Source organism: Stappia albiluteola (assembly GCF_014050225.1).
In the GTDB taxonomy this organism is placed as follows: domain Bacteria; phylum Pseudomonadota; class Alphaproteobacteria; order Rhizobiales; family Stappiaceae; genus Hongsoonwoonella; species Hongsoonwoonella albiluteola.
The window spans coordinates 183,425-209,374 of record NZ_JACFXV010000066.1 but is presented as its reverse complement, the minus strand read 5'-3'; the positions used below and the strand labels follow the sequence as shown (position 1 = coordinate 209,374).

Here is a 25,950-nt window from a genome sequence, read left to right as displayed (position 1 = left end):
TTCCGATCGTCCTTCATCCCGTCGTTCGTTGAAGGCAACGGTGAGTTCGGTATCGCTGGAATTGATCAGATTGATGCCGTTGAAGCTGGCGTCTGCGGCCAACTCGTCGATCTGCTGCAGAATGTCGTTGAACTGTTCCGCCAGATCCGAGTTGTCTGCCTCCTGTGCCTGCGCCTGATTGGTGATGGTTAACGTGTCGAACAGGTTTGCCGATGTGCCTTCGGTGTAGACGACGCGCGTACCGCCGGGATCGTCCACGTCGGCTGTGGTGTTGGCGTCATTCTCGTCATCTACACCGACAGCATCCGCGTTGTCTCCAAAACCGAGGGATGCAAACACGGATCCGGCTGCATTTTGTGTGATGAGGTCGGCCGTCGAGCCATTTCCGGTGTCTTGCGTCGTGATTGTGAGATTTAGCGTTTCGGCGCCATTCGCGCGGATATCCAGACGTCCGTCGGAAGTTACCGATGCCTTGGCGACGCCGGAATTGTTGATCCGGTTGATGACGTCATTGACGGTTTCGGTAGCCGGAGTGGCTCCAACAGTATAGGTCACCTTTGATTCGGTGCCGTTCGCGTCGGTTGCTGTTAACTCGATGGTGTCGCCGTTCTTGAAATTCAGGGCGCCAAGGTTCTGATCGAGAACGCGCTGCTGTGTGGTTCCAGCGGAGACCCCGGTGGTGTCGACGGCGGCGAGGCCTTGGATCTGGGTCTCGGCTTCCGCGTCGGTATTGTTCTGCTGAGCCTGGCGAACCGTCGACTGGGCGCTTTCGACCAGCTTGGTGATTGCCTTGATGCCGTTGTCGGCTGCTTCCAGCGTCTTGATCGCGTTGCCAATGCCATCAAGCAGATTAGACAACTCACCGGCCCGCGACTGCAGGCCTTGCGAGGTGAAGAAATTGGTCGGGTTGTCGAGGGCCGAGTTTACCTTTTTACCGGTAGCAAGCCGGTTCTGGGTCGTGCTTAGAAGATCGGCAGTCTTCTGCAAGGAAAGCAGGTTCTGGCGTACGCCAGCGGAAAGCGTGATGTCGGACATGAGAATACCTTTCTGGTTTCACACGCAACGCATTCTCGTTGCATTCCGACAATCGCAATTTACTGCCAAATGAGTAGTAAAATATCTTGGTAAACTCAAATTAAGGTAAATAAGAGCTTATTAAATAGCCCTCGAATTTACAAGTGCCTGAAGATTTTTAGCTAACAAGGCAATTGTATCTGTCGCCCCGTGTTCGAGTGAAAATGGAAAATATTTTGTAGAGGGTAGCCAAGGTATTTTATTTTTACTGCCGAGCAAATGCGGCTCTGCAATGGAGCCAATTCGCCAGACAGGAATACCAAGGGCGCTTGCCAGTTCCGCTACACTGGAGCTTATCGCGATTACCAGATCGAGGTTGCAAATTATGGCCGCGACCGATTCTAAGTCGTTAAATTGATCAATTTCTCCAAACTCATTGATAAAAATGCCAAATTTACTTGTGGTCTCCGCAATTTCTTCTCTGCTGTTGATGTATTGAATATTGAAGAATTGGACGCCATCAACTCGAAGTATTGGCATCAATTCCTCCAGCTTGAAATGTGTAAGTCTGCGGAGTCCGCGTGTTATTTTTCCGCTCCAACATAGTCCAACTTTGAACTTGTCTGTTGTAAATTCTTTTCTTTTTCCAAATGATTCAACTAAAGTAGAGTCTCCCGTTAAGAATGAGCTTCTACTGGGAAAACTGTCCAACGAAGGCCGGAGATGTTCACTCAGACTGCCGATAGGGCAGTGAACATCATAATCAATATTCTCGCCAAATATTGCTAATTTTTCAAAGTGTTTTTCGCGACGCACCAACGCTTTAGGGAAATTCCTCTGGAGTATAGGTATGGTTTTGATCTGGGTTTCGATAATCAACTTAGCACAACGTTTCTGAAGCTCATTAAACATAGAAGAGTATCGAAGGACATCGCCAACTCCCTGTTCATTCCATATCATCAAGGTTTTATCTCGAAGATCTTCACCCATCCACCTGGGGGCGGAAAATTGCCGAATTTGCACTCCTGATTTTTTGTATAAAAAGCGGCGGTCATGAAGCCGAAAGCCACCCTTGAGATCACCAGAACAAAAATAGCAAAAGCCTAAGTTTAGTGCCGCCTCATGAAGTTCTGGATCAATTTTCAAGGCAGCTTCGAACTCGGGAATGGCCTCTCCAAATCTTCCCATTTGGTAGAGGGTCTTCCCATGGATCGCTCGCGCGTTTGCTGCGTAGGGCGCGTGTTTCGTTACGAAGGTTATATGCTCAAGTGCGAGCGTAAATCTTCCTACACCCCAGTAAGCATTTGCCAAGCGAATACGAAAATTCAAATCCGTGTCGAGGTCAAAGTGCGAGATTTTTCCTTCTAGAAATTCCGCGAGAAACGATGGTCCGTTCTGGGAAAATCCTATGTCGAGTCTTAAAAATATCGCTTCACGGTGACTTGGTTCTTTAGCCAGCACGTAGTCGCAAATCGCGATCGCTTCATCATGTTTCTCGGCATCCATCAAAGCCTGTCCAAGTTCGACTAGCGTGTCGAGGTTCTCCGGATCGGCGCGGACCGCAGTTTCGAAAGCCCATAGTGCATCGACAGTTTGACCAAGCTTCTTCAGTTGCCTTGCGCGCTTTAGAAGTAGAGTCGGTTCGTCCGGCTTTATTTCCAGCGCCTTCTCGGTCCAGGCAAGCGCTTCTCCTGGCTTGTCTTTCTTTTCCAGGAATTCAATGAGGTTCCTGTAGTGGCGCTCCCCGTCGGGCTGCAGCTCAACGGCCCGTTGAAGGTGGTTCCTGGCATCTTCTTCCGAATTTCGCTGCGCCAGGCAGAGGCCAAGAAGACTGTGTACTTCTGCGTTGCCCTTGTCGCGCTTGAGGATGCGACGATAGATGGGGATGGCCGCCGCCACGTCACCCTTCTTCTGCAAAAGAACAGCTTTTTTCAACAAATTGAGCGTCGCGGGAGAAGATGCAAGCATATCACGTGGACCCGTTGTTCCGTATCCCAAGATAATAACTGATTCGCGATATTCGGCGTTTGCGCCTTGGAAAAGGTCAAAGGATCCCGGGGCAGGGCGGAGGTGCGAGGTCTCGCAATCTTCGGTCGCAGGGGAGCCGGAGAAACGCAAAAAAACACCGCGCGCAAGCTGCGCCGGTGTCGTGGCAGGCATAAGGATGTCTGCTAGAGCCTTATCCCGCTAAGTCCGAATTGGATTTGGCGACAAGGATATGCTCAAGATATTGATTCTGGAGAGATTTCTCATCACGAAAGCGACTCCGCTTTCATGGAAAGCGCTCCAGGGGCGATCAGACCTTCCGGTCGAAACCGATGCCGGTCAGGTTCACATGGGTCGTCTCGGCCAGGGCCCGGCGCAGACGCAGGAGCGACTCGTCGGGGATCTGACGCACGACCTCGCCGGTATTGGTGTCGATCGCACGGTAGACGAGGCTGCCGGATTCCTCGTCCTGGAACTCCTCGCGCCGAATTGCATCGGAAGGGACGCGTTCCTGCCGGGACTCCCTGGCCTTCTCGGCGGCGGAGGAGAAGGTTTCGACCTTCTGGGCCGGCGTGACCGTCTTGTAAGAGGCGACATCCGTCTGGGTGGCCGGCTGAGGCGCAACCCCGGTCGTCTCCCGGGTTCCGGGAGCATAAGGCGGGATGACGATTTGCGGCGCGACTGCGGTGACCATTTTCCCCTTCTCCTCAGAAACGGTGAGACACACTGCGAGGAGCTAGGGGATTACCTTACGTAAGAATCATGAATCGACCGTTAACGGTTTGGTTAGGATTTTAACTATTGTCATTTTTTGCTGATTCGGTCCCCATCCGGGAATTGGCCGGGCGGCGGGCGGAACGGTGGCAACCGCCGCCCGTCACTATGCTCGCGGACCGTTCCGCCGTCAAAGGGAGCGGTTGACGGCAATGCCGCCCATCGGCTTCGGCGTTTGTGGTGCGGTACCGCCGGCGCCGTAGGTCGTGGGGTTGGTGGTTGCCGCGGCGCCTTCCGCAACTTTGCGCAGCAGGCCGTCGGCAACCTCACGCGCGGTGGCAAGCACCGCGAGGTTGATCCTGAGGATCGGCTGGAACTCGCCGTGCTGGCGCTTCAACTGGGCGGAGGCTTCCGGCGCCAGGTTGCCGAGCGTCACCGCATGGTCGCGCACGAAAGTCATGCCGCGCATGTAGATGCTGATCAGATCGGCCTTCAGCGGCTGGAGCTCGCCGGCTTCCTGCAGCTTGCCGCTGCGCACGAGTTCCGTTTCCTGCTCGATCGTCCGCAGGAGTTCGGTCATGGCCGTGGCGAGCCTGGCGCAGACGGCTTCAGCCGCCCTGGCATCGGCGATATGCGCGTTATAGAATTCCGGCGCGCGCTCGGCGATCGATTTGTTGCTCAGGCTCATGGTCAGTTGATCTCCTGCAATGCAATCAGTTCGCGTTTCACGGCGTCGGCAATGCCGATCCCGCCCGCTCCCGCGATGGCTTTCGAGTATTCGTCGATGAGAAGGCCCTGCCAGGCGTCCGATCCGGTGCCGCCGCCCCACGCGCCGCCGTCCTCGATGCCGGTGAACATCTGCTGCAGCATCGTGTTGAGGAACACGGACTCGAAATCGCGGGCGTTCTTCTCGATCGTCGAGAGAGAGCCGTTGGAGAGCGCTTTCGACTGGATGCCCGCGGGCAGTGCGCGAGCCTGCGCGTTGGAAAGCGTGGCGGAAAATCCGAGGTCGCTCATCACAGCACCTCGATTTCGGCCTGCAGGGCGCCGGCGGCCTTGATGGCCTGAAGGATGGAGATGAGGTCGCGCGGCCCGATGCCGAGGGCATTAAGGCCGTTGACGAGCTCCTGGAGCGTGATGGTCTCGTCCACCACGCCGAGCTTGTTGCCGCTTTCGTCGTCCACCTGCACGTCGCTGCGCGGCGTCACCACGGTCTCGCCATTGGAGAAGGGGAGCGGCTGCGAGGCCTCCGGGCTTTCGGCAATGCGGACCGTCAGGTTGCCCTGCGCCACCGCCACGGTGGAGACCCGGACGTTTTGCCCCATGACGATGATGCCGGAATTCTCGTCGATGATGACGCGCGCCGGCAGGTCCGGCTCGATAATCAACTGTTCGATGTCGGTCAGAAGATCAACGATATTGCCATCGAAATCGCGCGGCAGGTCGATCCGTACGGTCGCCGGATCGACCGGCTCCGCCGTCGGCAGGCCGATCAGTTCGTTGATGGCAAGCGCGACCCGGCGGCTGGTGGTCAGGTCGGGATTGCGCAGTGCCAGTCGCAGGCTCGTCATTGAGGCGAGCTTGAAGTCGATTTCGCGCTCGACCAGCGCGCCGTTCGCAATCCGCCCGGAGGTGGGGACGCCGCGGACGATCGAGGCCGCTTCGCCATTGGCGGAAAAGCCGCCGATCGCCACCGGCCCCTGCGCGATGGCGTAGACCTCGCCATCCGCGCCGAGCAGGGGGGTGACGAGAAGCGTGCCGCCCTGCAGGCTTTCGGAATCGCCGAGCGCGCTGACCGACACGTCGATACGCGTTCCCTGCGTGGAGAAGGCCGGAAGGTTGGCCGTCACCATCACCGCGGCGACATTGTCCGTGTTCAGGTCGAAGCCACGGGTGTTGACGCCAAGCCTTTCGAGCATGGCCTGCAGACTTTGCCGGGTGAAGGGAGAGTTGCGCAGTGAGTCGCCCGTGCCCAGCAGGCCCACCACGAGGCCGTAACCGATTAGCTGGTTGTCGCGGATGCCCTCAAAATCGGAAATATCCTTGATGCGGGAAGCCGCTATAGCCGAATTGGACAGAAGCGCCAGCCAGAGGGCTGCAACGAGAGCTCGCAGGGCAATGGTGAAAGTCATCGCTTCGCTTTCCGCGCTTTAAAAGATGTCGCGGTTGTTAAAGCGAATGTTGTGCCAATTTGCGAAAATGCTGGAATTCGGCGAAGTTCCGCGGAAAATCAGCGGCCATGGCGGACCGGAAGCCAGCGGGTCGGCGGAAGGTGCCGGGTTGGGCAGGCAAAATTTACCGGGTCGTTAACCATTAGTTTACCATCTCGGCAAATCCTGATCTTAACAAACCCTGAATCCGGATCGGTCGACGTGCGACCGGTGAAAGCCTCGCATCATGCGGCGGCCAGGGGCAGGCAAGGACGAAGCATCCAGGATGCGCATCAACGGTTTCACGCCAGTCTCGAACGTGCAGTCGCGGTCGCAGAAGCGGCGTCCGGGTGAACCGGCTTCCGGCTTTGCTCCCGCGTCGACGCCGGAAACGCCGGCTTCGGCGTCGACCGCAGCGGCCGCTTCATTTGGCGGTATCGATGCCTTGCTCGCCTTGCAGGAGGTGGAGGATCCGCTCGCCGAACGCAAGCGCGCCGCCCGCCACGGCCGAGACCTTCTCGATACGCTCGACCAGTTGAAGGCCGATTTATTGGCGGGACGTGTCGCTCCCGACAGGCTGGAACGCCTCGCAGCGCAGCTTTCACGGCGCAAGCCGGGTGACGATCCGTATCTCGAAGCAATTCTGGATGAAATAGACCTCAGGGCGCGGGTCGAATTGGCCAAGCTCGGCATCTTCACGGACTAATCAATCCCGTATCATTTGGGCGGACAGGTCGTTGCCGTCTGAGCCATCCGGCGGGGCATGAATGGGCTGCGAGCGTTGTTCCGCGAGGGCGGCTGGACGCCGCATCATCGCGAACAGCAGGTGTGCATCCGCGCCACGTTTAACCGTAATTTCCCTAAGATGCTGGCCCGTGAACACTAACGCTTTGACGTTGCGCGCTTTTTTGTTACGTAAATTTCACCGTACCAAGATTGTAGTTGGCGAAGGCTGACGCTATATTCCGCCGCGCCAGAGTGGTAGCCGGAGTTGGAAATGACGGTTGATCTTGAAGCCGACTATCGTCCCACCGAGGACGAACCGTTTATGAATGATCGGCAGCGCGAATATTTCCGTAGAAAGCTGCTTTCCTGGAAAGAGGATATTCTGAAGGAAAGTCGTGAAACGTTGCTGAACCTTCAGGAAGAAAACCAGAATCACCCGGATTTTGCAGATCGGGCGTCTTCGGAGACCGACCGCTCGATTGAATTAAGGGCCCGGGATCGCCAGCGCAAGCTTATCGCCAAGATCGATGCGGCTTTGGAGCGGATCGAGGACGGCTCCTACGGTTATTGCGAGGAGACGGGTGAGCCGATCTCGGTCAAGCGCCTCGATGCTCGGCCGATCGCGACCTTGTCGCTTGAGGCGCAGGAGGCTCACGAGCGACGCGAGAAAGTCTATCGCGACGATTGATGCTTACGCTGGCTCAATTCGGCATCTCCAGACGGCACGGTTATTCCGTGCCGTATTTTTTTGCCCCTTGCCCGAATAAAATTGCGCCGAAAGGACGGCCTCGTTTGGCCGATGTGCTGAGGAATGCCGCCTGACAGCCCGCGATACAACGCTTCGCTGTCCTTTCTCGATTTTGCTAAGTAGCGATTATGTGAGAATTTTTTCAGGTCAGGCAACTTAAGAAACGCGAGTTGTACTGCATGAATTTTCCATCTGAAATTTCAGGGAGACTTTTGAATTTCCATTGCATTCCCGCGCGATTTCTGTGTTTTTCGTAAATTTTCGTAAAGATACATCGGCTAAAATTTCTACTTCGACAAGAGCTCTGATCGACTGGAAAGTCTCCAGTCGACATTCGGAGGAATTGCAGTGGCTGAAATCCTGATCGTTACGGACAAGCCGTCCGGAGCACAGGCGATTCAACGAATCGTCGATCGGGCCTATTCGGTCATAGTCCTGCCGATGTCCGAGATAACGAATGCGGCTATCGAACGGGCTCCCGCGATAATCTTCACGTTCAGCGAGTTGGGCCAGAACGAGATCCAGCAGATCCGTCTCGTAACCACCGCGGAGGTGCGGCGTTGCAAGTGCCTGTTCGCGATTGCGAGCAAGGCCGATCGGGGCCGGATCGTTCAGGCGGAATCGCTTGGAGTTCGCCGCACGATCTTTCCCGAAGACGGGCTTGATGCGATCTATGCCGCGTTGAGCGAAATTTCCATCGAGGATTACCGGCGCTTGCTCGACGGTTTTTCGCCTGACCTGCGCGACGCATTCCTGTCGGTCAGTAGAATGCTGGAAGGCGTTGCCGGGTCGCTACGCAGGGTGAAGCCGCTCCAACTCGGGCTGATGATCCCTTGCATCGACATGCTGTCCAACGTCATCGCCAGGGAAGGTGTCGGCGAGTGGATGAAGGCCGTCAACGTGCACCATAACCAGACTTGCCGCCACAGCATTGCGGTGGCCGGTTATGCTGTGGCATTTGGCGAAGCGCTCGGCCTTGTGGCGGAGGATATTCGCTTGCTCGCGATGGCGGGCCTTTTGCACGATATAGGCAAGATGCTGGTGCCGGCGAGCCTGCTCGACAAGATGGGACGGCTCGACAAGGGCGAAGTCGCCGTGATTGCGGAACATCCTACCTTGGGCGCGCGCATTCTGGAACGACAGGGCGGCATCGATCCGCTCGTGATTGAAGCGGTACGCTCCCATCACGAATATCTCGATGGCTCGGGCTATCCGAAAAAACTGAGCGGCAGCGCGATCTCTCCTTTGACGCGGATGGTGACGATTGCCGATATCTTCTGCGCCCTCATTGAAAAGCGCTCCTACAAGGAGGCGCTCGACCCACGCGCGGCCATTGCGCTGATGTCGGAGATGGACGACAAGCTGGACCAGTCGCTTCTCGCGGTGTTCCGCACCGCCGCGCTGGATACGGCTTTCGCGCGTTCGAGGGAGCCGGACTTCGCGCGCAGGAAGCCGAAGGAGGCGATCCTGGCCAAGGGGCTCCATCCGATCGAGGTTCGTACCGCGGCACAAGGGACGCCGGTCAGAGCAAGCGTGCGCAGCTACTAGTTCATTTTTCTGGGCTTTTCCGGGTTCCTTCGCAAGGGGAAGACTGAAGCGGACACGGCGTGCCGGGGAGCAAATCGCCGTGTCCGATCAAGGCCGTCCGTGCCGGGGAGCATGAGGACGGCGGGGAGAAATATCCAAATACCTCCTTTGTCTGGTCTGGATCGCCCAAGCAATTGGGGAGCGCTCCGGCGATCAGGTTTCAGTTCGGCTTAGATGAGCAGGTCTTTGCGGAACGCCATCCGCCCGAGGACCTGCGGGAGCGTTTTCGTCAGAACGGCAGGACGATATCGAGCACCTGATTGCCGTAACGGGGTTGCTGGACATCGGTGATCTGACCGCGGCCGCCATATCCGATCCGGGCTTCGGCGATCTTCTCGCTTTCGATCGTGTTGTTGGAAGCGATGTCCTCGGGCCGGACTATGCCGGCGACGACCAGTTCGCGAACCTCGAAATTGACCCTGACCTCCTGGCGGCCCTCGATCACCAGATTGTTGTTCGGCAGTACCTGGGTGACGACCGCAGCAACCTTGGTCTGCAGTCGCTCGCGCCGGTCGACGGAGCCTTCGCCGCGGAAATCGGACGTGCCGTTGGTCGAGGCGATGTCGGACGCGCTTGTTCCCGCCGGCAGGAAGATCGTGTCGATGGCGGTACCGAGCGCGCCGCCGGCGCCCGACGTTTCGCTGCCCTCACGGCGGCGCTCGGTTTCGTTTTCGAATTCCGCACGGTCGGAAATCGTGACCAGCACGGTCAGGATGTCACCGACCTGGCTCGCACGCTGATCTTCAAAGAAGGCGCGGGCGCCGGACCGCCAAAGGGAGTTGGAATTGTAATGTACCGGTGTCGGTGTCGGCAGCGGCATGCGCACCGGGCGGTACCCGGGCGTCGTGGTCGGATCCTGGATGGCGGTCAGGGCGGGCTGACGTCCAACTTCGGCAAGCCGGTCGGCGGCGCCGCATCCTGCAGCCGTCAGGGCAAGGATGAGGGCGAGTGGTAGCTTCGAGAGCGTAGCGGCGCGGTGCATCAGTTGGTTTCCTTGAGGCTGGCTGTGCGCTGCAGGCCGGCATTCACCGTAACCTGGCCACGTCCTGTGACGGTTGCCGAGATGGTTCGGCGCGATTGCGGATTGAGTACGTCGATGGTTTGACCCTTGGCGCCGTTTGCGAGCGCCTGTGCGACTGCTGTGAGCTTCATGCCCGAGGTCTGAAGGACGATCGTGACCTTCTCTCCGCGCTCGACGAGGATCGGCGGTTCGAAATCCGCCAGCTGCAGGGGAGCGCCGGGGCGCAGGCCGCGACGCGCGGCAAGGCCAATGATGGCTGCGGGATCCGTCACCATGCGGTCGGTCACCCGATGGCGCGGCAGCTTCATCGCCGAAAGGTCTTCCTCTTCGACGACCGCGCCGCGCTCCAGCGATACGGATGCCGTGTAGATTTCGATCTGCTCGACGGCCTGACCACGCAATTCGAAGGTGTTGATCGGCTCATTGGTGGCGATACGCACCGTAGCCTCGAGGCGACCCGTTTCCGCCTGCCAGTCCAGACGCTCCACGCTGATCGGCTGGCGTGCTGCAGGGTCGGCATTGATGATGCGGCCGAAGCCATAGAGGCTGAGTTCGATGTTTTCCGGTTTCAGGCGGGGATTGGCGAGGATGAGCTCTTCGCGCAGAAACGTTTCCAGCCGTGCCTGATCGACGACGACCGCCCGGCGCGTGACCTGGACGCTGCGCAGGCCGTCGGTGCCGGCCGCCTCGTACCCGGCGCGGCGCGCGCGGTCGGCCACGGCGGACGCCGGCACCCGGCCGGAGGTTCCGAGGTCGGGAGCGCGGAAGAGGGGGATCGCGGCCAGTTTGCCGGCATCCGGGTAGAAATCGCCAAGGGTGACGATATCGCGTTCCACCACGACTTCCGAGCGCAGCGGTTGGTCTGCAGCGGCTGCCGCGAGGCCGAGAGCCGTGGCAATGGCGAAGGTGGCGAGGCCGAGCTTCATGGCAAGCGCTCCTAGCGCAGGTTCGACACGGTGGAGGACATTTCGTCGGCGGCCTGAATGATGCGCGAATTCATCTCGTAGGCGCGCTGTGCGGCGATCAGATCGGAGATTTCCGTCACCGCTTCGACATTCGAGGCTTCCAGATGCTTTTGCTGGAGGTCACCGAAGCCCGGTTCCGAAGGATTGCCGACAATGGCCGCGCCGCTTGAAGTCGTTTCGAGGAACAGGTTGTCGCCAACCGCTTCCAGGCCCGACTTGTTGACGAAGCGGGCGAGCTGGATCTGGCCAAGGTCCTGGATCTGCCCGTTGCCGTTGACCACCTGCACCACGCCTTGCGCATTGATGGTGAGGTCGCGACCGTCTTCGGGGATGACGATGCCCGGCAGCACCTCGTAGCCGTCGACGGTGGTCAACTGGCCGTTGGCGTCGCGCTCGAAGGAGCCGTCGCGGGTATAGGCCGTGTTGCCGTCCGGCAGGCGGATCTGGAAGAAGCCTTCGCCACGGATGGCGACGTCGGTTTCCTTGCCGGTCGGGGCGATCGTTCCTTGCGTCAGGATGCGGGCGGTTGCGGCCACCTTGACGCCCGAGCCGATCTGCACCCCGGTCGGGACGATCGTGCCGGTATCGGAGGTCGCGGTCCCGACGCGGCGCAGGTTCTCGTAAAGAAGATCCTGGAAGTCCGCGCGCTGGCGCTTGTAACCGGTGGTACGCAGGTTGGCCACGTTGTTGGAAATGACCTCGACGTTCAGTTCCTGGGCCCGCATGCCGGTCGCGGCGATGTGCAATGCTCTCATGATCAGTTGCTCCTGTCGCCCGGATCAGACGCGAATGGTGCCAAGGTCGTCGATCGCCTTGCGCAGCAGATCGTCGGCATCCGAAAGCATCTTGGAAACAGCCTGGTAGCTGCGTGTGATTTCGATCATGCGGGTGATTTCCACCACGCCTTCCACGTTCGAGCGCTCGACCGCTCCCTGGGTGATCCTTGGATTTTCGACGGGCAGGGGATCGTTGCCCTGAAAGACGTTGTCGCCGAGCCGCGTCAGCGTGCGCTCGTCCTCGAAACGAACGAGGCGCAGCTTTCCCTTCTCGCCAAGCTCGGTCGAGATGGTGCCGTCGGCGGCGATGGTGACGGCGCCGTCATCCGCGGTAAATTGAAGAGGGCCGCCTTCGCTGAGCACCTGTCGGCCGTCGGCGGTTACCAGAAAGCCGGTCTGGTCGAGATGCAAGGCGCCGTTGCGCGTATAGGCTTCGCCATTCGCGGTCTGGACGACGAGATAGCCGTCGCCGTTGACGGCGATGTCGAGCGGGTTTCCCGTTTCGACGAGCGCGCCCTGGCTGTTGTCGAAGATCGTTCGGTAGTCGAGAACGTAGGAATAGGTCTGGTCGCCTTCCTCGAATGCGGAGGCTTCCGCCACCGGCATCAGGTATTCCTCGAACAGCAGGCTTTGTCCCTTGAAGCCTGACGTGTTGAGATTGGCGAGATTGTTGGCAACCACGTCGAGTTGGTTGCGCAAGGCCGCCTGGCGCGACAGCCCTATGAGAAGTGCATTCTCCATCGAATACCGTTCCTTATGCTCCCCGGCGAACGCCCTTTCTCCCCAGTCCAGGCGCTCGTTAACCATGAAGCATGTGCCGTGCCAGTTTTTAAGTTGTTGAAAAATATAGGTTTGGCGGGCGACCAAGGGGGTAAATCGGGTAGGGAAGGGGGAGAAAAAGTTACCACCCGGCAAAATTTGCCGTTCTGCAAGGGTCGTTAAGGAATTGGTAACCACTCGTTAACCAAGATGACTTTAGAAGTTTATACGCGCGCGTATGCCGCCGCTAACGCAGGACTGGATTTGAGACATGACTGCCGAAGCAGATGCCGTTGAAGGCGAAGGCGGCGAAAGCGCCGGTGCCGGGCGGGGGGGAAGCCGCAAGCGCCTGGTCATCATCGGCGCGGGCGTCGCCGCTGCGCTGCTTGCCGTTGGCGCGGGCGTCTATTTCTCGGGAATTCTAGAGGGCGGATTTTCGTCGCCGACGTCGGAAGGGGTCGTCGAGCAGAAACCGGTGGTCTTCTACGATCTTCCCGAGATGACCGTGAATCTGGCGACCGAAGGACGCGCGACCTTCCTGAAGGTGCGTATTGCGCTGGAGGTTGCCGACAGGACGTCCATCGATCGGATCGAACCTTATCTGCCTCGCATTCTCGATGCGTTCCAGGTCTATCTGCGGGAATTGCGCCCGACGGACCTGGAAGGCTCTTCCGGTCTTTTCCGACTCAAGGAAGAATTGCTGCGGCGGATCAACACGGCCGTTTATCCGGCTCGTGTCGAGGCGGTCCTCTTCAAGGAAATTCTGGTCCAGTAGGTGGTCTATGGCCGACGAAGACGACGATCTCGATAACCTGGACGAAGCCTGGGGCGCTGCTCTGGCCGAGCAACGCGGCGGCGGAGACGACGACGAGGATCTGGCTGCCGCCTGGGGCGCCGCTCTTGAGGAGCAAGGTGCCGGCAGCGCCGACGACATGGCGTCCCAGTGGGCGGCCATGATCGACGACAGCGAGCCGGAGCTGGAAACCGCCTCGCGTGGCGCGGACCGCGTCCTGAACCAGGAAGAGATCGACAACCTCCTTGGTTTCAACATCGAGGACTCCATTACCCGGGATCAGAGCGGCATCCGCGCCCTGATCAATTCGGGCATGGTTTCCTACGAGCGTCTGCCGATGCTCGAAATCGTCTTCGACCGCCTCGTGCGGCTGACGACGACTTCCTTGCGCAATTTCACCTCCGACAACGTCGAGGTGTCGCTTGATTCCATCTCTTCGGTGCGGTTCGGCGACTACCTGAACTCGATCCCGCTTCCCGCGATCCTCGGGGTATTCAAGGCCGAGGACTGGGATGGATTTGGCCTCGTTACGGTGGAATCGAGCCTGATCTACTCTATCATCGATGTGCTGCTTGGCGGCGGGCGAGGCACCTCCGCCGTGCGCGTCGAAGGGCGGCCCTACACGACCATCGAGACAAATCTCGTTCGCCGGATGCTCGAACTCATCATGGTGGATATGGAGCAGGCCTTCTCGCCGCTCTCGCCGGTGAAGTTCAATCTGGAACGCCTGGAAACCAATCCACGGTTTGCCGCAATTTCCCGGCCTGCCAATGCCGCGATCATGGTCGAGCTTCGCATCGACATGGAAGACCGCGGCGGCAAGATCGAAATCATGATGCCCTATGCGACACTGGAGCCGATCCGCGATCTGCTGCTCCAGATGTTCATGGGCGAGAAGTTCGGCCGCGACCCGATCTGGGAAGGCCATCTGGCGACCGAGATCTATGCCGCCGAAGTGGAAGTCGATGCGGTGCTTTACGAGACCCAGCTTCCGCTCAGCCGCGTTCTGAGCCTGAGCGTCGGCGAGACGCTCGTCTTCGACGTCGGCCCGCAGGACAGCGTCTCCATAAAATGCGGCGGCATCCACCTGACGGACGGCACACTCGGCAAGATGGACGACTCGATTGCAATCCGTATCAATCGTGAATTGCGCAAGCCCAAGATGACCCTCGCCGCGTTCGAGCGGGCGATGCAGAAAGGAATGGAGGCTTCATGAGCAACCTGCCGGTCGGAATGATCATCGAAAGTCTGGTTGCAGCGCTGCTTCTGGTAACGATCTGCTATTGCTGGGTGCTGAATCACCGGCTCAAGCGCCTCAGGGCGGACGAGGAATCCCTCCGCGCAACGATTTCCGAGCTGATCACCGCATCCGAAATCGCCGAGCGCGCGATCCTCGGCCTGAAGGCCACCGCGGGCGAGGCGGACAAGACGCTCGGCCAGCGGCTTCTGGAAGCCGAGCGGCTGTCCAGGAGCCTTTCTGAACAGATTACGGTTGGCGGCGTCGTCCTCGATCGTATCAGCCAGATTGCGGAAGCCGCGAAAACGGCCTCGGCGCAGCGCGCGACTGCCGTAGCTCCCGAAACTGCGGCTGAGCAGAAGCCTGCGGTGGCGCAAAGCGTATCCGCGCGCGATCTTCGCACGGCGGCGGCTGAAGCTGCTGCGCGCCTGGAACGTTTCCGCAAGCGTGGTGAGGAAAGAGCGGCGTGAACTTGCGTCTGCTTCCTGCGGTCCTGATTGCGGTTGGCGCATTATGTGCGCTCAAGCTTATCGGCCTCGTGGTCGATGGCGGCTATGTGGCCTTGCCGGTTCAGCAGGCCGTAGCGCAGCAGGCGGATGCGGGAGGCCCGGCGCAGGCAGCGGCAAAAGCGAAGCGAACCGAACCGGAGAAAGCTGGCGACTCTTCGGGAGGGGCTTTGCCGCCTTCCTTCGATGCAGACGCAGACGGCCCTCCTTCCACGCTTGAAATCGGTGGCTCCTCGGCGGAACGAAAGGTTCTTGAAAGTCTTGGAGATCGACGCCGCGAGCTCGATGACCGCGAAAAGAAGTTCGACCTGCGCGAGCAACTCCTGAAGGCGACTGAAGAACGTGTGCAGGAGCGGCTGAAGAAGCTCGCCGAGGCGGAGGCCCGGTTGAAGGCGGCAGAAACAGCGAAACAGAAAAAGGCTAAGGAGGAGCTGCAGAGCCTTGTCATCATGTACGAGTCCATGAAGGCGAAGGACGCAGCCCGCATTTTCGACCGCCTCGACCTCGATATTCTCATGCGGGTAGCGGGGCAGATGAAACCTCGCAAGATGGCGGATGTGCTCGCGAGAATGGCGCCGGAAGCTGCGGAGCGCCTGACGGTGGCGCTGGCCAACGGCACCCAGCGCCAGGTGGATGCGCCGCTTTCCGACGAATTGCCGAAAATCCAGGGGAATTGATTTTATCACCTTGTCGTAAGGCGACGTTAAGGGCGCGCTTATAGTGTCGGGCTTGGAGGTCGGGCTGGCGCTTTGCGCAGCGTCGGCAAGGTCGCGCTACTGGATTTGTTGGTCGCCATGCATGGAGCCGAAGGCTCGCCGGGCCCGTTGGTTCCGCAAAGATGGTTCGACCTGCCGTGGTGCGATGATTGCGGGTGAAAGGGCCAAAGGTGAGCCATCGGAGCCATTGCGGACTGGTACAGCGAATTCTCGGTTTTCGCGCGCGGAGATCGGCATTCCATTCGCTGATCGTCCTGCTGTCTGCGGCCCTCACCCTGGTCGCATATCCGCTTCGCGGCGACGTGGCACGCGCGGAGACGCTCAAGGCCGAATTGGTCGCGACGCCGGAAAACGGCTATGCACGCCTCGTAATCACGTTTCCCGGCCGTAGCTTGCTGCCGCACTACGATGCACTCATTACCAATAACGTGCTGAAGATCTCCTTTCAGGATCCCATCAGCGTCAAGGTGGACAATGTTCCGCTGAAATTGCCGACCTACGTGTCGATCGCGCGGCAGGATCCCGACGGCTCGGCAATTCGCCTGGCGCTGACGCAGGAATATCGCATCAACACGATGGAGGCTGGAGAAAAGCTCTTCATCGACCTGTTGCCAGCCAGTTGGAGCGGCCCAACTCCTCCGCTGCCGGATTCCGTCGTCAAGGAATTGGCGCTGCGGGCAGAAGAGGCGTTGAAGAAAGCCCGCGCTCTCGAGCTGGCGCGGCTGCGGGGACAGGTTGAGCCGGAAGTCAGCCTGCGGATCGGCCTTCATCCCACCTTCACGCGGCTGGCTTTCCTCTGGAACCTGCCCTTCGATACGGCCTTCGTACGCGAGGGCGATATCGTCAAGCTGACATTCAACTATGATGCCGATCTGGATCTGTCCCAGCTTCGCGCCCACCTGCCGCCGGGCATCGCCGACGCCACCTCGTTTGTCGACGAGGGCAAGCTGAAGTTTTTGCTGAGGCTCGCGAAGGGCGTTGATATTCGCGCTTTCCGGGAAGAGAGCACGTACGTTGTAGACGTGACGCCGGAGGGGCAGGCGCTCGATCCGATTAACGAAACGGTGCAGCAAATACTCACACCGGATTTGCCGGAAGGCGCACGCGAGATCATTTCCGCGCCGGGGACACCGCCTGTCGCCGCGTCGGAACCCAAGTCTCCAGCGTCCGACGGCCATCCGGCTCCTGTGGCACAGGACAAGGTCGTCACCCCAATCATCAAGGCCTCGGCCGCAGAAGACAAGGCGCGCGCTCCGGCCGATAACGCCAGTCGATCTCCATCGGCAGGTCAGCCAGCCGCCGAGGGTCACGATCTGCCGCCGGCCATTGACCTCGGCGCAGTCGAGCCGAAAGCCCTGACGCCGCTTGTCGGACGAACTCCACCGAGCAGTCCCGAGAGCACGCCTGCGGGGTTTGATGACGTGGCGCGCAGGTTTGTTGCTGCCGAAGCGCGGCGGATCGGGAACACAGTCCGTGTCGTCTTCCCGTTTCCCGAGCCGGTATCGTCCGCAGTCTTTCGGCGTAACCACAGTATCTGGCTAATATTCGATACCGCCGATCCGATTGATATCCGGGGCATGCGTTCCGTGCTCGCCAAGGATGCGGAGGACGTGGAAGTCGTCGCCCATGACGACTGGCAGTCGATCCGCGTCGATCTGACGGACAATGCCCTGGCAACGGTTGGTAACGACGGCAACAGCTGGGTGATGACGATCGGAGAGAGCATCCTCGAGCCATCGCGACCGCTCCTGCTTGAACGGAACGTTCGCAGCGATGGCGGAACCATCCTTCACGTTCCGCTGCAAGAGCCCCAGTATATGAGGCAGCTGAAGGACCCGTTCGTAGGCGACGCGATAACGGTCGTCACGGCTTTCGGTCCGGCGCGCGGCTTGCTCAAGCCTCAGTCCTTTGCCGAACTGGAGGCGTTGATGTCGGCGCATGGGCTGGCTGTATTGAGCCGGATCGACGACCTGCAAGTCGAGCTTCAGGGCGATGCGGTGCTTTTGCAGGGGCCGCGCGGCCTGTTTCTGTCAAATGATACCCTGAAACACGGATCGCGCATTCTCGATACGATCGTTGACCCGGCCCAGCCAGGTCAGGTCGACCTCGGTTCGCTGATGACCAGCAATACGCCCGATTTCCTGAACAAGGCCAAGGACTTCCAACTAAAGATCGCGGCAACGCCGGAAGGCCAGCGACGAATTCCGCGGATGGACCTCGCGCGTTTCTACCTGGCGCACGGTCTTGCGCAGGAAGCCCTGGGTTTGATGCAGTTGGCGGCCGAGGACGATCCGGCGATCGAACGCGATACGAGCTTCAATCTGATGACGGGAGCGGCGCAGGTTCTGGCGAGCCGGCCCAAGATCGCACTCAAGCATCTCAACCGTCATGAGCTGCGAAATAGCCCCGATGCCGCAGTCTGGCAGACGATTGCCGCGGCAGACCTGCGCGATTGGCCTTCGGCCAGGGAAACGATTCCGCGCGGGCGCGCTGTTATCGGCAACTATCCTTTGAGCGTCCAAAACGATTTCAATCTGTCCGGCGCTCAGGTCATGGTTGAGGTGAATGACTTCGGGCAGGCGGCTCGTATCCTGGCCGAAGTGGACCCCAGCGTGCTGACGGCGGATCAAGCGGCACGATACGACCTTTTAAGAGGGCGTATCGCTGATGCTTCGGGGCGGTCGCGCGAGGCGCTGACGTCTTTCGAACTGGTGCGGCGTTCTCAGGACGGGCCGCGCGCGGCTGAGGCCGCCTATCGCGCCTTGCGCGTCCGCTATCGCGACGGCGACATTGAAGTCGACAAGGCGATTAACGAACTCAGCGGTCTCGCCGCCAGTTGGCGTGGCGACGAAACGGAACTCAGGACGTTGCGGTTCCTCTCGCAACTCTACGTCCAAAAAGGCGAATACCGCAGGGCGTTCGAGGCGATGAAAGCCGCCGTTGTCGCCAATCCGGATTCCGAGACGACACGCCTTCTCCAGGAAGAGATGAATGCGGTTTTCGCCTCGCTTTTTCTCGGTGGCAAGGCGGATGATCTCAAACCCGTTCAGGCACTTGCCTTGTTCTACGACTTCCGCGAGTTGACCCCGGTGGGACGCCAGGGCGATGAGATGGTCCGCAGTCTGGCGAACCGGCTGGTCGCTGTGGATCTGCTCGATCAGGCAGCGGAACTGCTGAAGCATCAGGTGGATAATCGGCTGAAAGGTGCGGCGCGCGCGCAAATCGCGGCCGATCTCGGAGTGGTTTATCTGATGGACCGCAAGCCTGACGAAGCGCTCAGGGTGCTGAACCGGACCCGGCAGGCGCAATTGCCGCGCAGCCTCAGCCGCCAGCGCAACATCGTCGAGGCACGCGCGCTCACCGAAAGCGGTCGCCCGGACCTTGCCCTGGAACTCGTGCGTAACATGAATGGCGAGGATGTCGAGCGGCTGCGCGCCGACACGCTGTGGGCTGCGGGCAACTGGCAGGCAGCCGGCGAGCAGCTTGAGCAGATGGCGGGAGGGCGCTGGGGGGACGGCGTACCGCTGAGCGATAGGGAACGGGCCGATATCCTGAAGGCTGCAATCGGATATTCGCTTGCAGGCGATCAGTTCAGTCTCGATCGGCTTCGCACGAAATTCACGCCCAAGATGGCCGACAGCCCGGATTCGAAAGCCTTCGAAGTCGTATCGCGGTCGATCGACGAGCGCGGCGTTGAGTTCACATCGGTGCTGAACAGCCTGGGCCGTGTCGACTCCCTCGACATCTTCCTGGCCGAATACCAGCGCAATTACCTGCGGCCGACCAATCAGTCGCCTTTGGCTTCCGGAACCGAGCAGGGGGCGGATGCGGAAGAGAGCCTGCCTTCAGCCGCAAGCGTTGCCGTTCCGCTTGCGCCGAAGGGGTGAGCTCTTTTTTCGATGGCGTTGCGCCCGAAGCGCTTGCTACGAAAACCGGCTCGTATCCGTGATAGGAAATCTCTACAGGATCAATGCCTTAGATGAAATCCCGATCGCCGGATTCGAATCGGATTTGGCAGGATATGCTATCGCGCCTAACTTCCGGCGAAACTCCTGACAAGGCTTCCGGCCACAAGACTCCAGCCGTCGACCAGCACGAAGAAAATCAGCTTGAATGGCAATGAGATCACCACAGGCGGCAGCATCATCATGCCCATGGACATCAATACCGATGCGATGACGAGGTCGATGATCAGGAAGGGCAGATAGAGCAGAAAGCCGATTTCGAACGCACGCCGCAATTCACTGATCATGAAGGCCGGCACCAGGATTCGGAGGCTGAGGTCTTCCGGCGTTTGCGGCGCCTCTTGACGGGAGAGTTCCAGAAAGAGCGCAACATCCTTCTCCCGCACATTGGCGCGCATGAAGGTGTGGAAGGGGACAGCGCCGCGTTCAAATGCCTGCTCGAATTCGATCGTGCCGTCGATAAGCGGTTGCACTGCCTCCTGGTACGAAGTCTGGAAAGTGGGTGCCATGATGAACGCCGTCAGAAAAAGCGCAAGGCTCGTCATGACGGCATTTGGCGGGGCCGTCTGAAGCCCGATTGCGGAGCGCAGCAGCGACAGCACGACAACGATGCGCGTGAAGCTCGTGACCATAACGAGGATCGAGGGCGCAAGGCTCAGGACAGTCAGGAGAGCGACGAGTTGGACGGCCCGCTCGCTGAGAGACGTTCCCTCGCCAAAGCCGATCGTCACCTCCTGAGCCGCAGCGATGCCCGTCGCGGCAACCAGAAAAGCGAGGCCGAAAAGGGCTGCTTTTGCCGAATGCCTCACGGTCAGCCGACGTATGGCGTTCGTCATTTAGACCGGTTTCCGCTGATTTCGCTCAGCAGCTTCGCCATCTCCTCTTCAATGGCATCGATGGTGACCGGTCCTTCCTTGCCTGGCGTTTTTTCAGCAGGGGCCTCCGGCTTCACCTCAGGTGCCGCTGGCGATGCAGCTTCGGTCTGTGGCGGCTTGACCTCGGCCGGTGGCGCAGGTTCCCCTGCATTTTCGGTGACGGACGGCGCGGCCGTTTTCGGCTCGGGCGCTGTGGTTACCGGCGGTGCCTTCACCTCGGGGGAGGCGCTGGCGTCGCCCTCTGTCGAAAGTGCAGGCTCCTGGGCCGCGGGTACCGGAGCTGGCGCCTCGGAACTTTCAGGTTCCGGTGCCTTTGATGTCCCGCTTGCCGGGGACGCAACGGCAGGAGCCGAAGCGACCGGCGCGGTCTCAGGCTTCAAGCCGGACATGTCGACAGCCGGTGCCGGCGACAAAGGCGTGGCGGTTTCAACCGGCTTGACGACCGGTGCAGCCTTTTCGTCCCCAATCGACGGCCCTCGGACCTCGGGTTGAGAACGTGGCTCGTCCTTCAATTGCGGATACAGCGTGCGAGCCGTCGCGGCCGGCCCGGAAGACGGTGGCGTGATGGTACGCCGTGGCGCCGCCACGACCGGTGCGGTTTCCTGCCTTGCAGGTGCTGCCGGCTTAATCGCTGGTTCGCGCGTCAGGCTCGCCACCGCCGCACCGGCCGCCGCGACGGCGGCACCGGCGCGACGCTGTGCCTGCTCTTCGCCGGATTGTGGTGCTTGCGCAGGCCGCTGGGGGGCGGCAGGCGGGGGAGGAGCGGCCGGTCTGGCTGCACTCGGCGCGGGCGCGGGTGGGCGTGGCCGGGCGGGAGCGGGCTTCTGTGCGGGGCGGGGCGCCGGCGCCGGGCGCTGGGGTGTCGGGCGTTGGCCCTGCTGCTCCGGCGTGACAGGCGCACTCATCGGTGGCGTCGGCATGGCGGGCTCGGCCGCCTGCTCTATCGTTCCCGGCCTTGGATAGCTCGCGCTGACCGGGACGCCCCGAACGATGTTCTGCTCGACGACAACGTCGCTCGGGCCTCCGATCAGGATCAGATGCTCCACATTGTCCCGGCGGATCAGGATCAGGCGTCGCCGTGTATCGATGGGCGTCGCGTCCATGATGGAGAGGCGCGGCTGGCGGCTGCGGTTGCCGGTAAAGCGCGCACCTGTCACCCGCCGCAATATCCAGACGAACAGAGCGATCAGCGCGAGGACGACCAGAATAGCGATAAAGAACTGGACACCATGCGCAAGGCCTGGATCCATCTTGAAGGTTTCAATCAGCCACTCGCTCATACCACTTGGGCCCCATTCTTTTTTGATCGCTGTCTGCCTGACGCGCCTTTCGGCCATACCGCATCCGTTGGATAAGGCTATCTGGCTGTGCTTCTAGATCAAACTGACGCTGTGTGGAAACAATACGTGGTTGGAAGACCGATTACCTCAAAGTTGTCCTAGACCGTTCCGTCTTCCACTCGATTGGTTGCCCCGACAGCGAGAGCCATTTCGACAGCCTGTCCTGAATATCTATAAGCACCCAAATTGATTCTTGCCATTCTCGGGCGTTAACCTCGGTGGGAAAATTCTGCCCGGGATTGGCGCCCGCAGTCACGGGTTTGGCGGCGCGTTGCCTTGCAAATTGAGGCAATTACGGCGGAAATCCTTACGTTTTCGTTAAGTGTTAACCTTTCATTAACCAGTCGCTCGGCAGGATCTGCCTAGTGAGGCTGCCGAGTCTCGTTCCAATCCATCTGTCCTCTCGTTGTGAGGTGGCGGTCTCCGGAGGTCGTTTCGGCAGCTTGCAGCCCGCCGATGATTCGCGCATGGCGAAAGTCGCGGGGGTGGATAAAAGGCGGACTGTCGCATGGCCATTTCCGATCTGCCGGTGTTCCAGATCCTGAAGGCGAAGATGCAATGGCATCAGGCCAGGCAGGGTGTGCTTTCCCAGAATGTCGCCAATGCCGACACGCCTGGGTATCGCGGGCACGATCTCAAGGCATTCGATTTTGCCAGGGAACTGAGCCTCGCCTCTTCCGGGCTCGATACCGCCACGACAAGCCGCGGCCATATCGCCGGTAGCCTGCGTGCCACGGGCATCGGTTCCCGGGAGCAAGAAGTGGAGCCCTTCGAAATTACGCCGGATGGCAATTCCGTCGTTCTTGAAGAAGAGATGATGAAGGTCACCGAGAACCAGTTGGACTACCAGGCGGTGACCACTCTCTATTCAAAGAGCCTCGGACTTATCCGATCAGCCCTTTCATCGCGGGGCGGTTAGTGCCTCGGTCGGGTTTCGTCGTTGAGCGGCCGGTGACGGCATGACAGGGCAGGGAGAATTCCCATGGATTTCGTGAAGTCGCTTTTCATCGCCGCATCCGGCCTGCGGGCCCAGAACGGCCGCATGCGCGTGATCGCCGAAAATATCGCCAACGCCAGTTCTACCGGGCGCGCGCCAGGAGAAGATCCCTACCGGCGAAAGATTGCCACCTTCCAGTCGGAGCTCGATCGCAGCCTCAAGGCGGAGGTGGTGAGGCTCGGTCCGATAGAGGCCGACCAGTCGGATTTCGGCCAGCGCTACGAGCCCGGTCATCCGGCCGCCGACGAGAACGGCTACGTTCTCACACCAAACGTCAATTCGCTGATCGAAACCGTCGACATGCAGGAAGCCCAGCGCTCCTACGAGGCGAATCTCAATGTCATCCAGACGACGCGCAGGATGCTGCAGCGGACCTTTGAAATCCTCAGGGCCTGAGCCGGGAGGTCGATGACCGCCCTCTGTCCTGAACCGCCGAATGCCGGAGCTTGAACCATGCCCACGCCATCTTCCGTCGCCAATGCGTATAATTCGATCGCCTCGCTCGCGAATCAGGCCAAGCCGTCGCAGAATGAGGCCGCGACCTCGGTCGACTTCGGCTCGATGGTGAAATCGGCGCTGGAGGGCGTTGTCGAAAAGGGCGAGCAGGCCGATCAGAAGGCGCTCGGTCTCGTGCAGGGCCAGGCGGATGTCGTCGACGTGGTTACGGCCATTGCCGAAACGGAAGTGGCGATGGAGGCGCTGGTTTCGGTCCGCGATCGCGTCATCTCCGCCTACCAGGAAATATTGCGGATGCCGATCTGATGGACAGGGCTGGCAGGTGATCGCTTTTCTGGCTTCCCGCGCAAACGGTCTTCGGCGGGTTTAGTGGCCGGAGCGCCAGGAGGGCGTTAGATGAACGGTGCTGAAGTTCTCGATCTCGCGCGCGAGGGGCTGTGGACGCTGATTATCGTTGCGGCGCCCGTGATGCTGGTCGGCCTGCTGGTCGGCGTCATCATTGCCCTTTTCCAGGCTCTCACCCAGATCCAGGAGATGACCCTTGTATTCGTGCCGAAGATCATCGCGATCTTCGTGACGCTCCTTGTTGCCCTGCCTTTCATGGGGCAGACCCTCGCGGCCTTCACCAACCGCATTGCCGACCTCATCATCGCAAGCGGCTGAGGAGCGACGGCGAATGACCCTCGAACTCAGCTATCTGCCGCTGGTGGCAACGCTGTTCATGTTTTTGTTCGCCCGCCTGGGCACCATGCTCATGCTGGTTCCGGCCTTGGGTGAAACAGCAATTCCCACCCGTGTGCGGCTGACGCTGGCAATCCTGCTGACATTCGTCTTCTATCCGATCGCGTCGCCGCTCTATCAGGTCGATTCCGCCACGCCGCTGCCTGAGCTTGGGCTGCTCTTTGCCAGCGAAATGGCGATCGGCGGTTTCATAGGCCTGGGATCCAGGCTCATCACCTATGCACTGACAATCGCCGGCGTTATTTTCGCCAGCCAGTCGGGCCTTTCCTTCGCGCTTGCCGGCGATCCGACGAACGAGGGACAGCAAGGCGCCATCGTCGGCTCCTTTCTCGGGGTCCTGGGCATCACCCTTGTCTTTGCGACGGATACCCATTTTCTGGTGATTGCGGCCCTCAACGACAGCTTCACGCTGTTTCCTCCGGCGGATTGGATGCCGGTTGGCGATTTCGCCGAAATGGCGACGAGGCTCGTATCCGGCATCTTCGCAATCGCGGTTCAGATGAGTGCCCCGTTCATCATCGTGGGCCTCGTCTTTTATTTCGGCCTCGGTCTGCTCAACAAGCTGATGCCGCAAATGCAGATCTTCTTCATATCCCTGCCGCTCAACATCGCCCTTGGCATCCTTATCCTGTTCGCGCTGCTGATGACGGTCATGACCTGGTATCTCACCCATTTCCAGGAAGCGATCGGCCGCTTCGTGGTCGGGTAGGGGGCGCTGATGGCCGAAGAATCGGACGACTCCGAGAAAACAGAGGACCCCTCCCAAAAACGGCTGGAGGATGCCCTCAAGAAAGGCGATGTCGCCAAGAGCCAGGAAGTCTCCGCCTGGTTCGTGCTGCTGGGGACCGGCCTTGTCGTCGGGATGCTCTCCAGCCCGACCGCCATCGGCGTAAGCGATGCGCTGCGCGGCTATGTCGAGCGGGCTCACGCGATCCCGATGGATGCCTTCGCCGTGCGCGACCTGTGGCGCGAGACCGGCATGAAGATCGGGGCGGCGCTCGCGCTTCCGCTGATCATCTTGCTGGTGATGGCGGTTGCCGGCAATCTGGTGCAGCACCGCTTCGTATGGTCGACGGAGCGCATAACGCCGAAGCTCAACAAGGTTTCGCCGCTCGCCGGGTTCAAGCGCCTGTTTTCCAAGGAAAGCCTGGTCAATTTCGCCAAGGGGCTTGCCAAGATCGTGATTGTCGGCAGCCTGATGACCCTGGTTCTTTGGCCTCAGCGCGACACTGTCGATACGATGATCTTCCGCGAAACATCGGTGATGTTGACGGAAACGCGGGATCTCGTGCTGAAGCTCATCATCGCGATCCTATCCTTCATGACCGTGGTAGCGGGCCTCGACTATCTCTACCAGCGCCACCGCTGGTTCGAGAAGCTCAAGATGACCAAGCAGGAGGTGAAGGAGGAATACAAGCAGACGGAAGGCGACCCGCAGATCAAGGCACGCATTCGCCAGCTCCGGCTGGAGCGGTCGCGCAAGCGCATGATGGCCTCGGTGCCCGATGCCACCGTCGTCGTGACCAACCCGACCCACTTCGCGGTTGCCCTGAAATACGAAGATGGCATGCAGGCGCCAGTCTGCGTGGCCAAGGGCGTCGACCAGGTTGCCTTGAAAATTCGCGAGGTCGCCAAGGCGAATAACGTCCCGGTCATCGAGAATCCGCCGCTTGCCCGCGCGCTCCATGCCTCGATCGATATCGACGAGTCCATCCCCGAGGAGCATTACCGGGCTGTGGCCGAGGTCATCGGCTTCGTCTTCCGCATGCGCCGGCGAAAATCCTGGCAGTCGTGAACGCAACCCCCGGATTCCGGTGCGGACTCATGAAATTTGCGGCGATCCCGGGCGAATCCTGCGCTAAAAGAAAAATTGCCGTG

26 protein-coding genes are annotated in these 25,950 nt (G+C 60.1%); 14 read left to right on the top strand and 12 right to left on the bottom strand.

The features are described 5' to 3' along the window. The 6 genes from H2509_RS19475 to H2509_RS19450 all read right to left on the bottom strand — a co-directional run. A partial coding sequence (locus tag H2509_RS19475; protein WP_456243051.1) for a flagellin N-terminal helical domain-containing protein occupies window positions 1-1,035 on the bottom strand: 1,035 nt, incomplete at its 3' end. 120 nt (window positions 1,036-1,155) lie between these two features. Then, window positions 1,156-3,174, bottom strand: a complete 2,019-nt coding sequence (locus H2509_RS19470; protein WP_182168130.1) for a tetratricopeptide repeat protein — start codon at window positions 3,172-3,174, stop codon at window positions 1,156-1,158. Between the two features lie 136 nt (window positions 3,175-3,310). Beyond that, on the bottom strand, window positions 3,311-3,694 hold the full coding sequence (locus H2509_RS19465; RefSeq protein ID WP_182168129.1) for a flagellar protein FlaG: 384 nt from the start codon (window positions 3,692-3,694) through the stop codon (window positions 3,311-3,313). A 210-nt stretch (window positions 3,695-3,904) separates the two neighbouring features. After that, complete coding sequence (locus H2509_RS19460) at window positions 3,905-4,402, bottom strand: hypothetical protein (protein ID WP_209002078.1); 498 nt, start codon at window positions 4,400-4,402, stop codon at window positions 3,905-3,907. A 2-nt stretch (window positions 4,403-4,404) separates the two neighbouring features. Further along, window positions 4,405-4,731, bottom strand: coding sequence for a rod-binding protein (locus H2509_RS19455; protein ID WP_182168128.1), 327 nt, complete (start codon window positions 4,729-4,731; stop codon window positions 4,405-4,407). Continuing rightward, entirely contained in the window at window positions 4,731-5,846 is a 1,116-nt protein-coding gene (locus H2509_RS19450; RefSeq protein WP_182168127.1) for a flagellar basal body P-ring protein FlgI, read from the bottom strand. The genes H2509_RS19455 and H2509_RS19450 overlap by 1 nt, the downstream gene beginning before the upstream one ends. A gap of 304 nt (window positions 5,847-6,150) precedes the next feature. On the opposite strand from H2509_RS19450, the gene H2509_RS19445 reads away from it, so the two are divergent. The 3 genes from H2509_RS19445 (at window position 6,151) to H2509_RS21215 (ending at window position 8,886) form a co-directional block, all read left to right on the top strand. Next, window positions 6,151-6,570 carry a flagellar assembly protein FliX gene (locus H2509_RS19445; RefSeq protein ID WP_182168126.1) on the top strand — a complete coding sequence of 140 codons (420 nt, stop codon included), beginning with the start codon at window positions 6,151-6,153 and terminating at the stop codon, window positions 6,568-6,570. A gap of 291 nt (window positions 6,571-6,861) precedes the next feature. After that, complete coding sequence (gene dksA, locus H2509_RS19440) at window positions 6,862-7,278, top strand: RNA polymerase-binding protein DksA (protein ID WP_182168125.1); 417 nt, start codon at window positions 6,862-6,864, stop codon at window positions 7,276-7,278. A gap of 408 nt (window positions 7,279-7,686) precedes the next feature. Then, window positions 7,687-8,886 (top strand): HD-GYP domain-containing protein, encoded by a 1,200-nt coding sequence (locus H2509_RS21215; protein WP_182168124.1) that lies wholly within the window; start codon window positions 7,687-7,689, stop codon window positions 8,884-8,886. Window positions 8,887-9,154: 268 nt separating this feature from the next. Here H2509_RS21215 and flgH read toward each other — a convergent pair whose 3' ends face one another. From flgH to flgF, 4 genes are read right to left on the bottom strand one after another with little or no spacing between them, the layout of a single operon-like run. Further along, window positions 9,155-9,907 (bottom strand): flagellar basal body L-ring protein FlgH, encoded by a 753-nt coding sequence (gene flgH, locus H2509_RS19430; RefSeq protein WP_182168123.1) that lies wholly within the window; start codon window positions 9,905-9,907, stop codon window positions 9,155-9,157. Next, window positions 9,907-10,872, bottom strand: a complete 966-nt coding sequence (flgA, locus tag H2509_RS19425) for a flagellar basal body P-ring formation chaperone FlgA (RefSeq protein WP_182168122.1) — start codon at window positions 10,870-10,872, stop codon at window positions 9,907-9,909. The genes flgH and flgA overlap by 1 nt, the downstream gene beginning before the upstream one ends. Window positions 10,873-10,883: 11 nt before the next feature. Further along, a complete protein-coding gene (flgG, locus tag H2509_RS19420) occupies window positions 10,884-11,666 on the bottom strand; it encodes a flagellar basal-body rod protein FlgG (protein ID WP_182168121.1) in 783 nt (260 codons plus the stop codon). A 24-nt stretch (window positions 11,667-11,690) separates the two neighbouring features. After that, window positions 11,691-12,428 (bottom strand): flagellar basal-body rod protein FlgF, encoded by a 738-nt coding sequence (gene flgF / locus H2509_RS19415; protein WP_182168120.1) that lies wholly within the window; start codon window positions 12,426-12,428, stop codon window positions 11,691-11,693. Between the two features lie 289 nt (window positions 12,429-12,717). Between flgF and H2509_RS19410 the strand changes: the two genes are divergently transcribed. The 5 genes from H2509_RS19410 (at window position 12,718) to H2509_RS19390 (ending at window position 19,585) form a co-directional block, all read left to right on the top strand. Beyond that, window positions 12,718-13,221 (top strand): flagellar basal body-associated FliL family protein, encoded by a 504-nt coding sequence (locus H2509_RS19410; protein WP_182168119.1) that lies wholly within the window; start codon window positions 12,718-12,720, stop codon window positions 13,219-13,221. Window positions 13,222-13,228: 7 nt separating this feature from the next. Continuing rightward, window positions 13,229-14,455 (top strand): flagellar motor switch protein FliM, encoded by a 1,227-nt coding sequence (gene fliM, locus H2509_RS19405; RefSeq protein WP_182168118.1) that lies wholly within the window; start codon window positions 13,229-13,231, stop codon window positions 14,453-14,455. Beyond that, window positions 14,452-14,946, top strand: coding sequence for a DUF6468 domain-containing protein (locus H2509_RS19400; protein WP_182168117.1), 495 nt, complete (start codon window positions 14,452-14,454; stop codon window positions 14,944-14,946). Before fliM ends, H2509_RS19400 begins: the two co-directional genes overlap by 4 nt. Next, a complete protein-coding gene (locus tag H2509_RS19395; protein ID WP_209002076.1) occupies window positions 14,943-15,659 on the top strand; it encodes a MotE family protein in 717 nt (238 codons plus the stop codon). The genes H2509_RS19400 and H2509_RS19395 overlap by 4 nt, the downstream gene beginning before the upstream one ends. Before the next feature lie 209 nt (window positions 15,660-15,868). Then, the gene (locus tag H2509_RS19390) at window positions 15,869-19,585 is read left to right on the top strand and encodes a hypothetical protein (RefSeq protein WP_182168116.1); all 3,717 of its coding nucleotides are present in this window, start codon (window positions 15,869-15,871) and stop codon (window positions 19,583-19,585) included. A 146-nt stretch (window positions 19,586-19,731) separates the two neighbouring features. Here H2509_RS19390 and fliP read toward each other — a convergent pair whose 3' ends face one another. Together fliP and H2509_RS19380 are read right to left on the bottom strand one after the other, a co-directional pair. Then, the gene (gene fliP / locus H2509_RS19385) at window positions 19,732-20,499 is read right to left on the bottom strand and encodes a flagellar type III secretion system pore protein FliP (protein ID WP_182168115.1); all 768 of its coding nucleotides are present in this window, start codon (window positions 20,497-20,499) and stop codon (window positions 19,732-19,734) included. Then, window positions 20,496-21,875: a flagellar biosynthetic protein FliO gene (locus tag H2509_RS19380; protein WP_182168114.1), complete on the bottom strand. Its 1,380-nt coding sequence runs from the start codon at window positions 21,873-21,875 to the stop codon at window positions 20,496-20,498. The genes fliP and H2509_RS19380 overlap by 4 nt, the downstream gene beginning before the upstream one ends. A gap of 511 nt (window positions 21,876-22,386) precedes the next feature. Between H2509_RS19380 and flgB the strand changes: the two genes are divergently transcribed. The 6 genes from flgB to flhB all read left to right on the top strand — a co-directional run bounded on the left by flgB (window position 22,387) and on the right by flhB (window position 25,867). Beyond that, window positions 22,387-22,797, top strand: a complete 411-nt coding sequence (flgB, locus tag H2509_RS19375; protein ID WP_182168113.1) for a flagellar basal body rod protein FlgB — start codon at window positions 22,387-22,389, stop codon at window positions 22,795-22,797. Window positions 22,798-22,860: 63 nt separating this feature from the next. After that, window positions 22,861-23,271, top strand: a complete 411-nt coding sequence (gene flgC, locus H2509_RS19370; protein ID WP_182168112.1) for a flagellar basal body rod protein FlgC — start codon at window positions 22,861-22,863, stop codon at window positions 23,269-23,271. Window positions 23,272-23,328: 57 nt separating this feature from the next. Further along, the gene (fliE, locus tag H2509_RS19365) at window positions 23,329-23,637 is read left to right on the top strand and encodes a flagellar hook-basal body complex protein FliE (protein WP_182168111.1); all 309 of its coding nucleotides are present in this window, start codon (window positions 23,329-23,331) and stop codon (window positions 23,635-23,637) included. A 90-nt stretch (window positions 23,638-23,727) separates the two neighbouring features. Continuing rightward, a complete protein-coding gene (fliQ, locus tag H2509_RS19360) occupies window positions 23,728-23,994 on the top strand; it encodes a flagellar biosynthesis protein FliQ (protein ID WP_182168110.1) in 267 nt (88 codons plus the stop codon). 13 nt (window positions 23,995-24,007) lie between these two features. Continuing rightward, window positions 24,008-24,781, top strand: a complete 774-nt coding sequence (gene fliR / locus H2509_RS19355; protein WP_182168109.1) for a flagellar biosynthetic protein FliR — start codon at window positions 24,008-24,010, stop codon at window positions 24,779-24,781. 9 nt (window positions 24,782-24,790) lie between these two features. Continuing rightward, entirely contained in the window at window positions 24,791-25,867 is a 1,077-nt protein-coding gene (gene flhB, locus H2509_RS19350; RefSeq protein ID WP_182168108.1) for a flagellar biosynthesis protein FlhB, read from the top strand. Window positions 25,868-25,950 lie beyond the last annotated feature (83 nt).

Excerpts from the sequence above, each read along its gene's own strand:
- H2509_RS19400 (WP_182168117.1), top strand. The coding sequence starts at position 14,452 with ATGAGCAACCTGCCGGTCGGAATGATCATCGAAAGTCTGGTTGCAGCG.
- H2509_RS19465 (WP_182168129.1), bottom strand. The coding sequence starts at position 3,694 with ATGGTCACCGCAGTCGCGCCGCAAATCGTCATCCCGCCTTATGCTCCC.
- fliR (WP_182168109.1), top strand. The coding sequence starts at position 24,008 with ATGACCCTCGAACTCAGCTATCTGCCGCTGGTGGCAACGCTGTTCATG.
- fliE (WP_182168111.1), top strand. The coding sequence starts at position 23,329 with ATGCCCACGCCATCTTCCGTCGCCAATGCGTATAATTCGATCGCCTCG.
- H2509_RS19410 (WP_182168119.1), top strand. The coding sequence starts at position 12,718 with ATGACTGCCGAAGCAGATGCCGTTGAAGGCGAAGGCGGCGAAAGCGCC.
- H2509_RS19445 (WP_182168126.1), top strand. The coding sequence starts at position 6,151 with ATGCGCATCAACGGTTTCACGCCAGTCTCGAACGTGCAGTCGCGGTCG.
- H2509_RS19455 (WP_182168128.1), bottom strand. The coding sequence starts at position 4,731 with ATGAGCGACCTCGGATTTTCCGCCACGCTTTCCAACGCGCAGGCTCGC.
- flgG (WP_182168121.1), bottom strand. The coding sequence starts at position 11,666 with ATGAGAGCATTGCACATCGCCGCGACCGGCATGCGGGCCCAGGAACTG.
- fliP (WP_182168115.1), bottom strand. The coding sequence starts at position 20,499 with ATGACGAACGCCATACGTCGGCTGACCGTGAGGCATTCGGCAAAAGCA.
- flgH (WP_182168123.1), bottom strand. The coding sequence starts at position 9,907 with ATGCACCGCGCCGCTACGCTCTCGAAGCTACCACTCGCCCTCATCCTT.
- flgF (WP_182168120.1), bottom strand. The coding sequence starts at position 12,428 with ATGGAGAATGCACTTCTCATAGGGCTGTCGCGCCAGGCGGCCTTGCGC.
- H2509_RS19450 (WP_182168127.1), bottom strand. The coding sequence starts at position 5,846 with ATGACTTTCACCATTGCCCTGCGAGCTCTCGTTGCAGCCCTCTGGCTG.
- flgB (WP_182168113.1), top strand. The coding sequence starts at position 22,387 with ATGGCCATTTCCGATCTGCCGGTGTTCCAGATCCTGAAGGCGAAGATG.
- fliQ (WP_182168110.1), top strand. The coding sequence starts at position 23,728 with ATGAACGGTGCTGAAGTTCTCGATCTCGCGCGCGAGGGGCTGTGGACG.
- H2509_RS19380 (WP_182168114.1), bottom strand. The coding sequence starts at position 21,875 with ATGGCCGAAAGGCGCGTCAGGCAGACAGCGATCAAAAAAGAATGGGGC.
- H2509_RS19460 (WP_209002078.1), bottom strand. The coding sequence starts at position 4,402 with ATGAGCCTGAGCAACAAATCGATCGCCGAGCGCGCGCCGGAATTCTAT.
- dksA (WP_182168125.1), top strand. The coding sequence starts at position 6,862 with ATGACGGTTGATCTTGAAGCCGACTATCGTCCCACCGAGGACGAACCG.
- H2509_RS19470 (WP_182168130.1), bottom strand. The coding sequence starts at position 3,174 with ATGCCTGCCACGACACCGGCGCAGCTTGCGCGCGGTGTTTTTTTGCGT.
- fliM (WP_182168118.1), top strand. The coding sequence starts at position 13,229 with ATGGCCGACGAAGACGACGATCTCGATAACCTGGACGAAGCCTGGGGC.
- flhB (WP_182168108.1), top strand. The coding sequence starts at position 24,791 with ATGGCCGAAGAATCGGACGACTCCGAGAAAACAGAGGACCCCTCCCAA.
- flgC (WP_182168112.1), top strand. The coding sequence starts at position 22,861 with ATGGATTTCGTGAAGTCGCTTTTCATCGCCGCATCCGGCCTGCGGGCC.
- flgA (WP_182168122.1), bottom strand. The coding sequence starts at position 10,872 with ATGAAGCTCGGCCTCGCCACCTTCGCCATTGCCACGGCTCTCGGCCTC.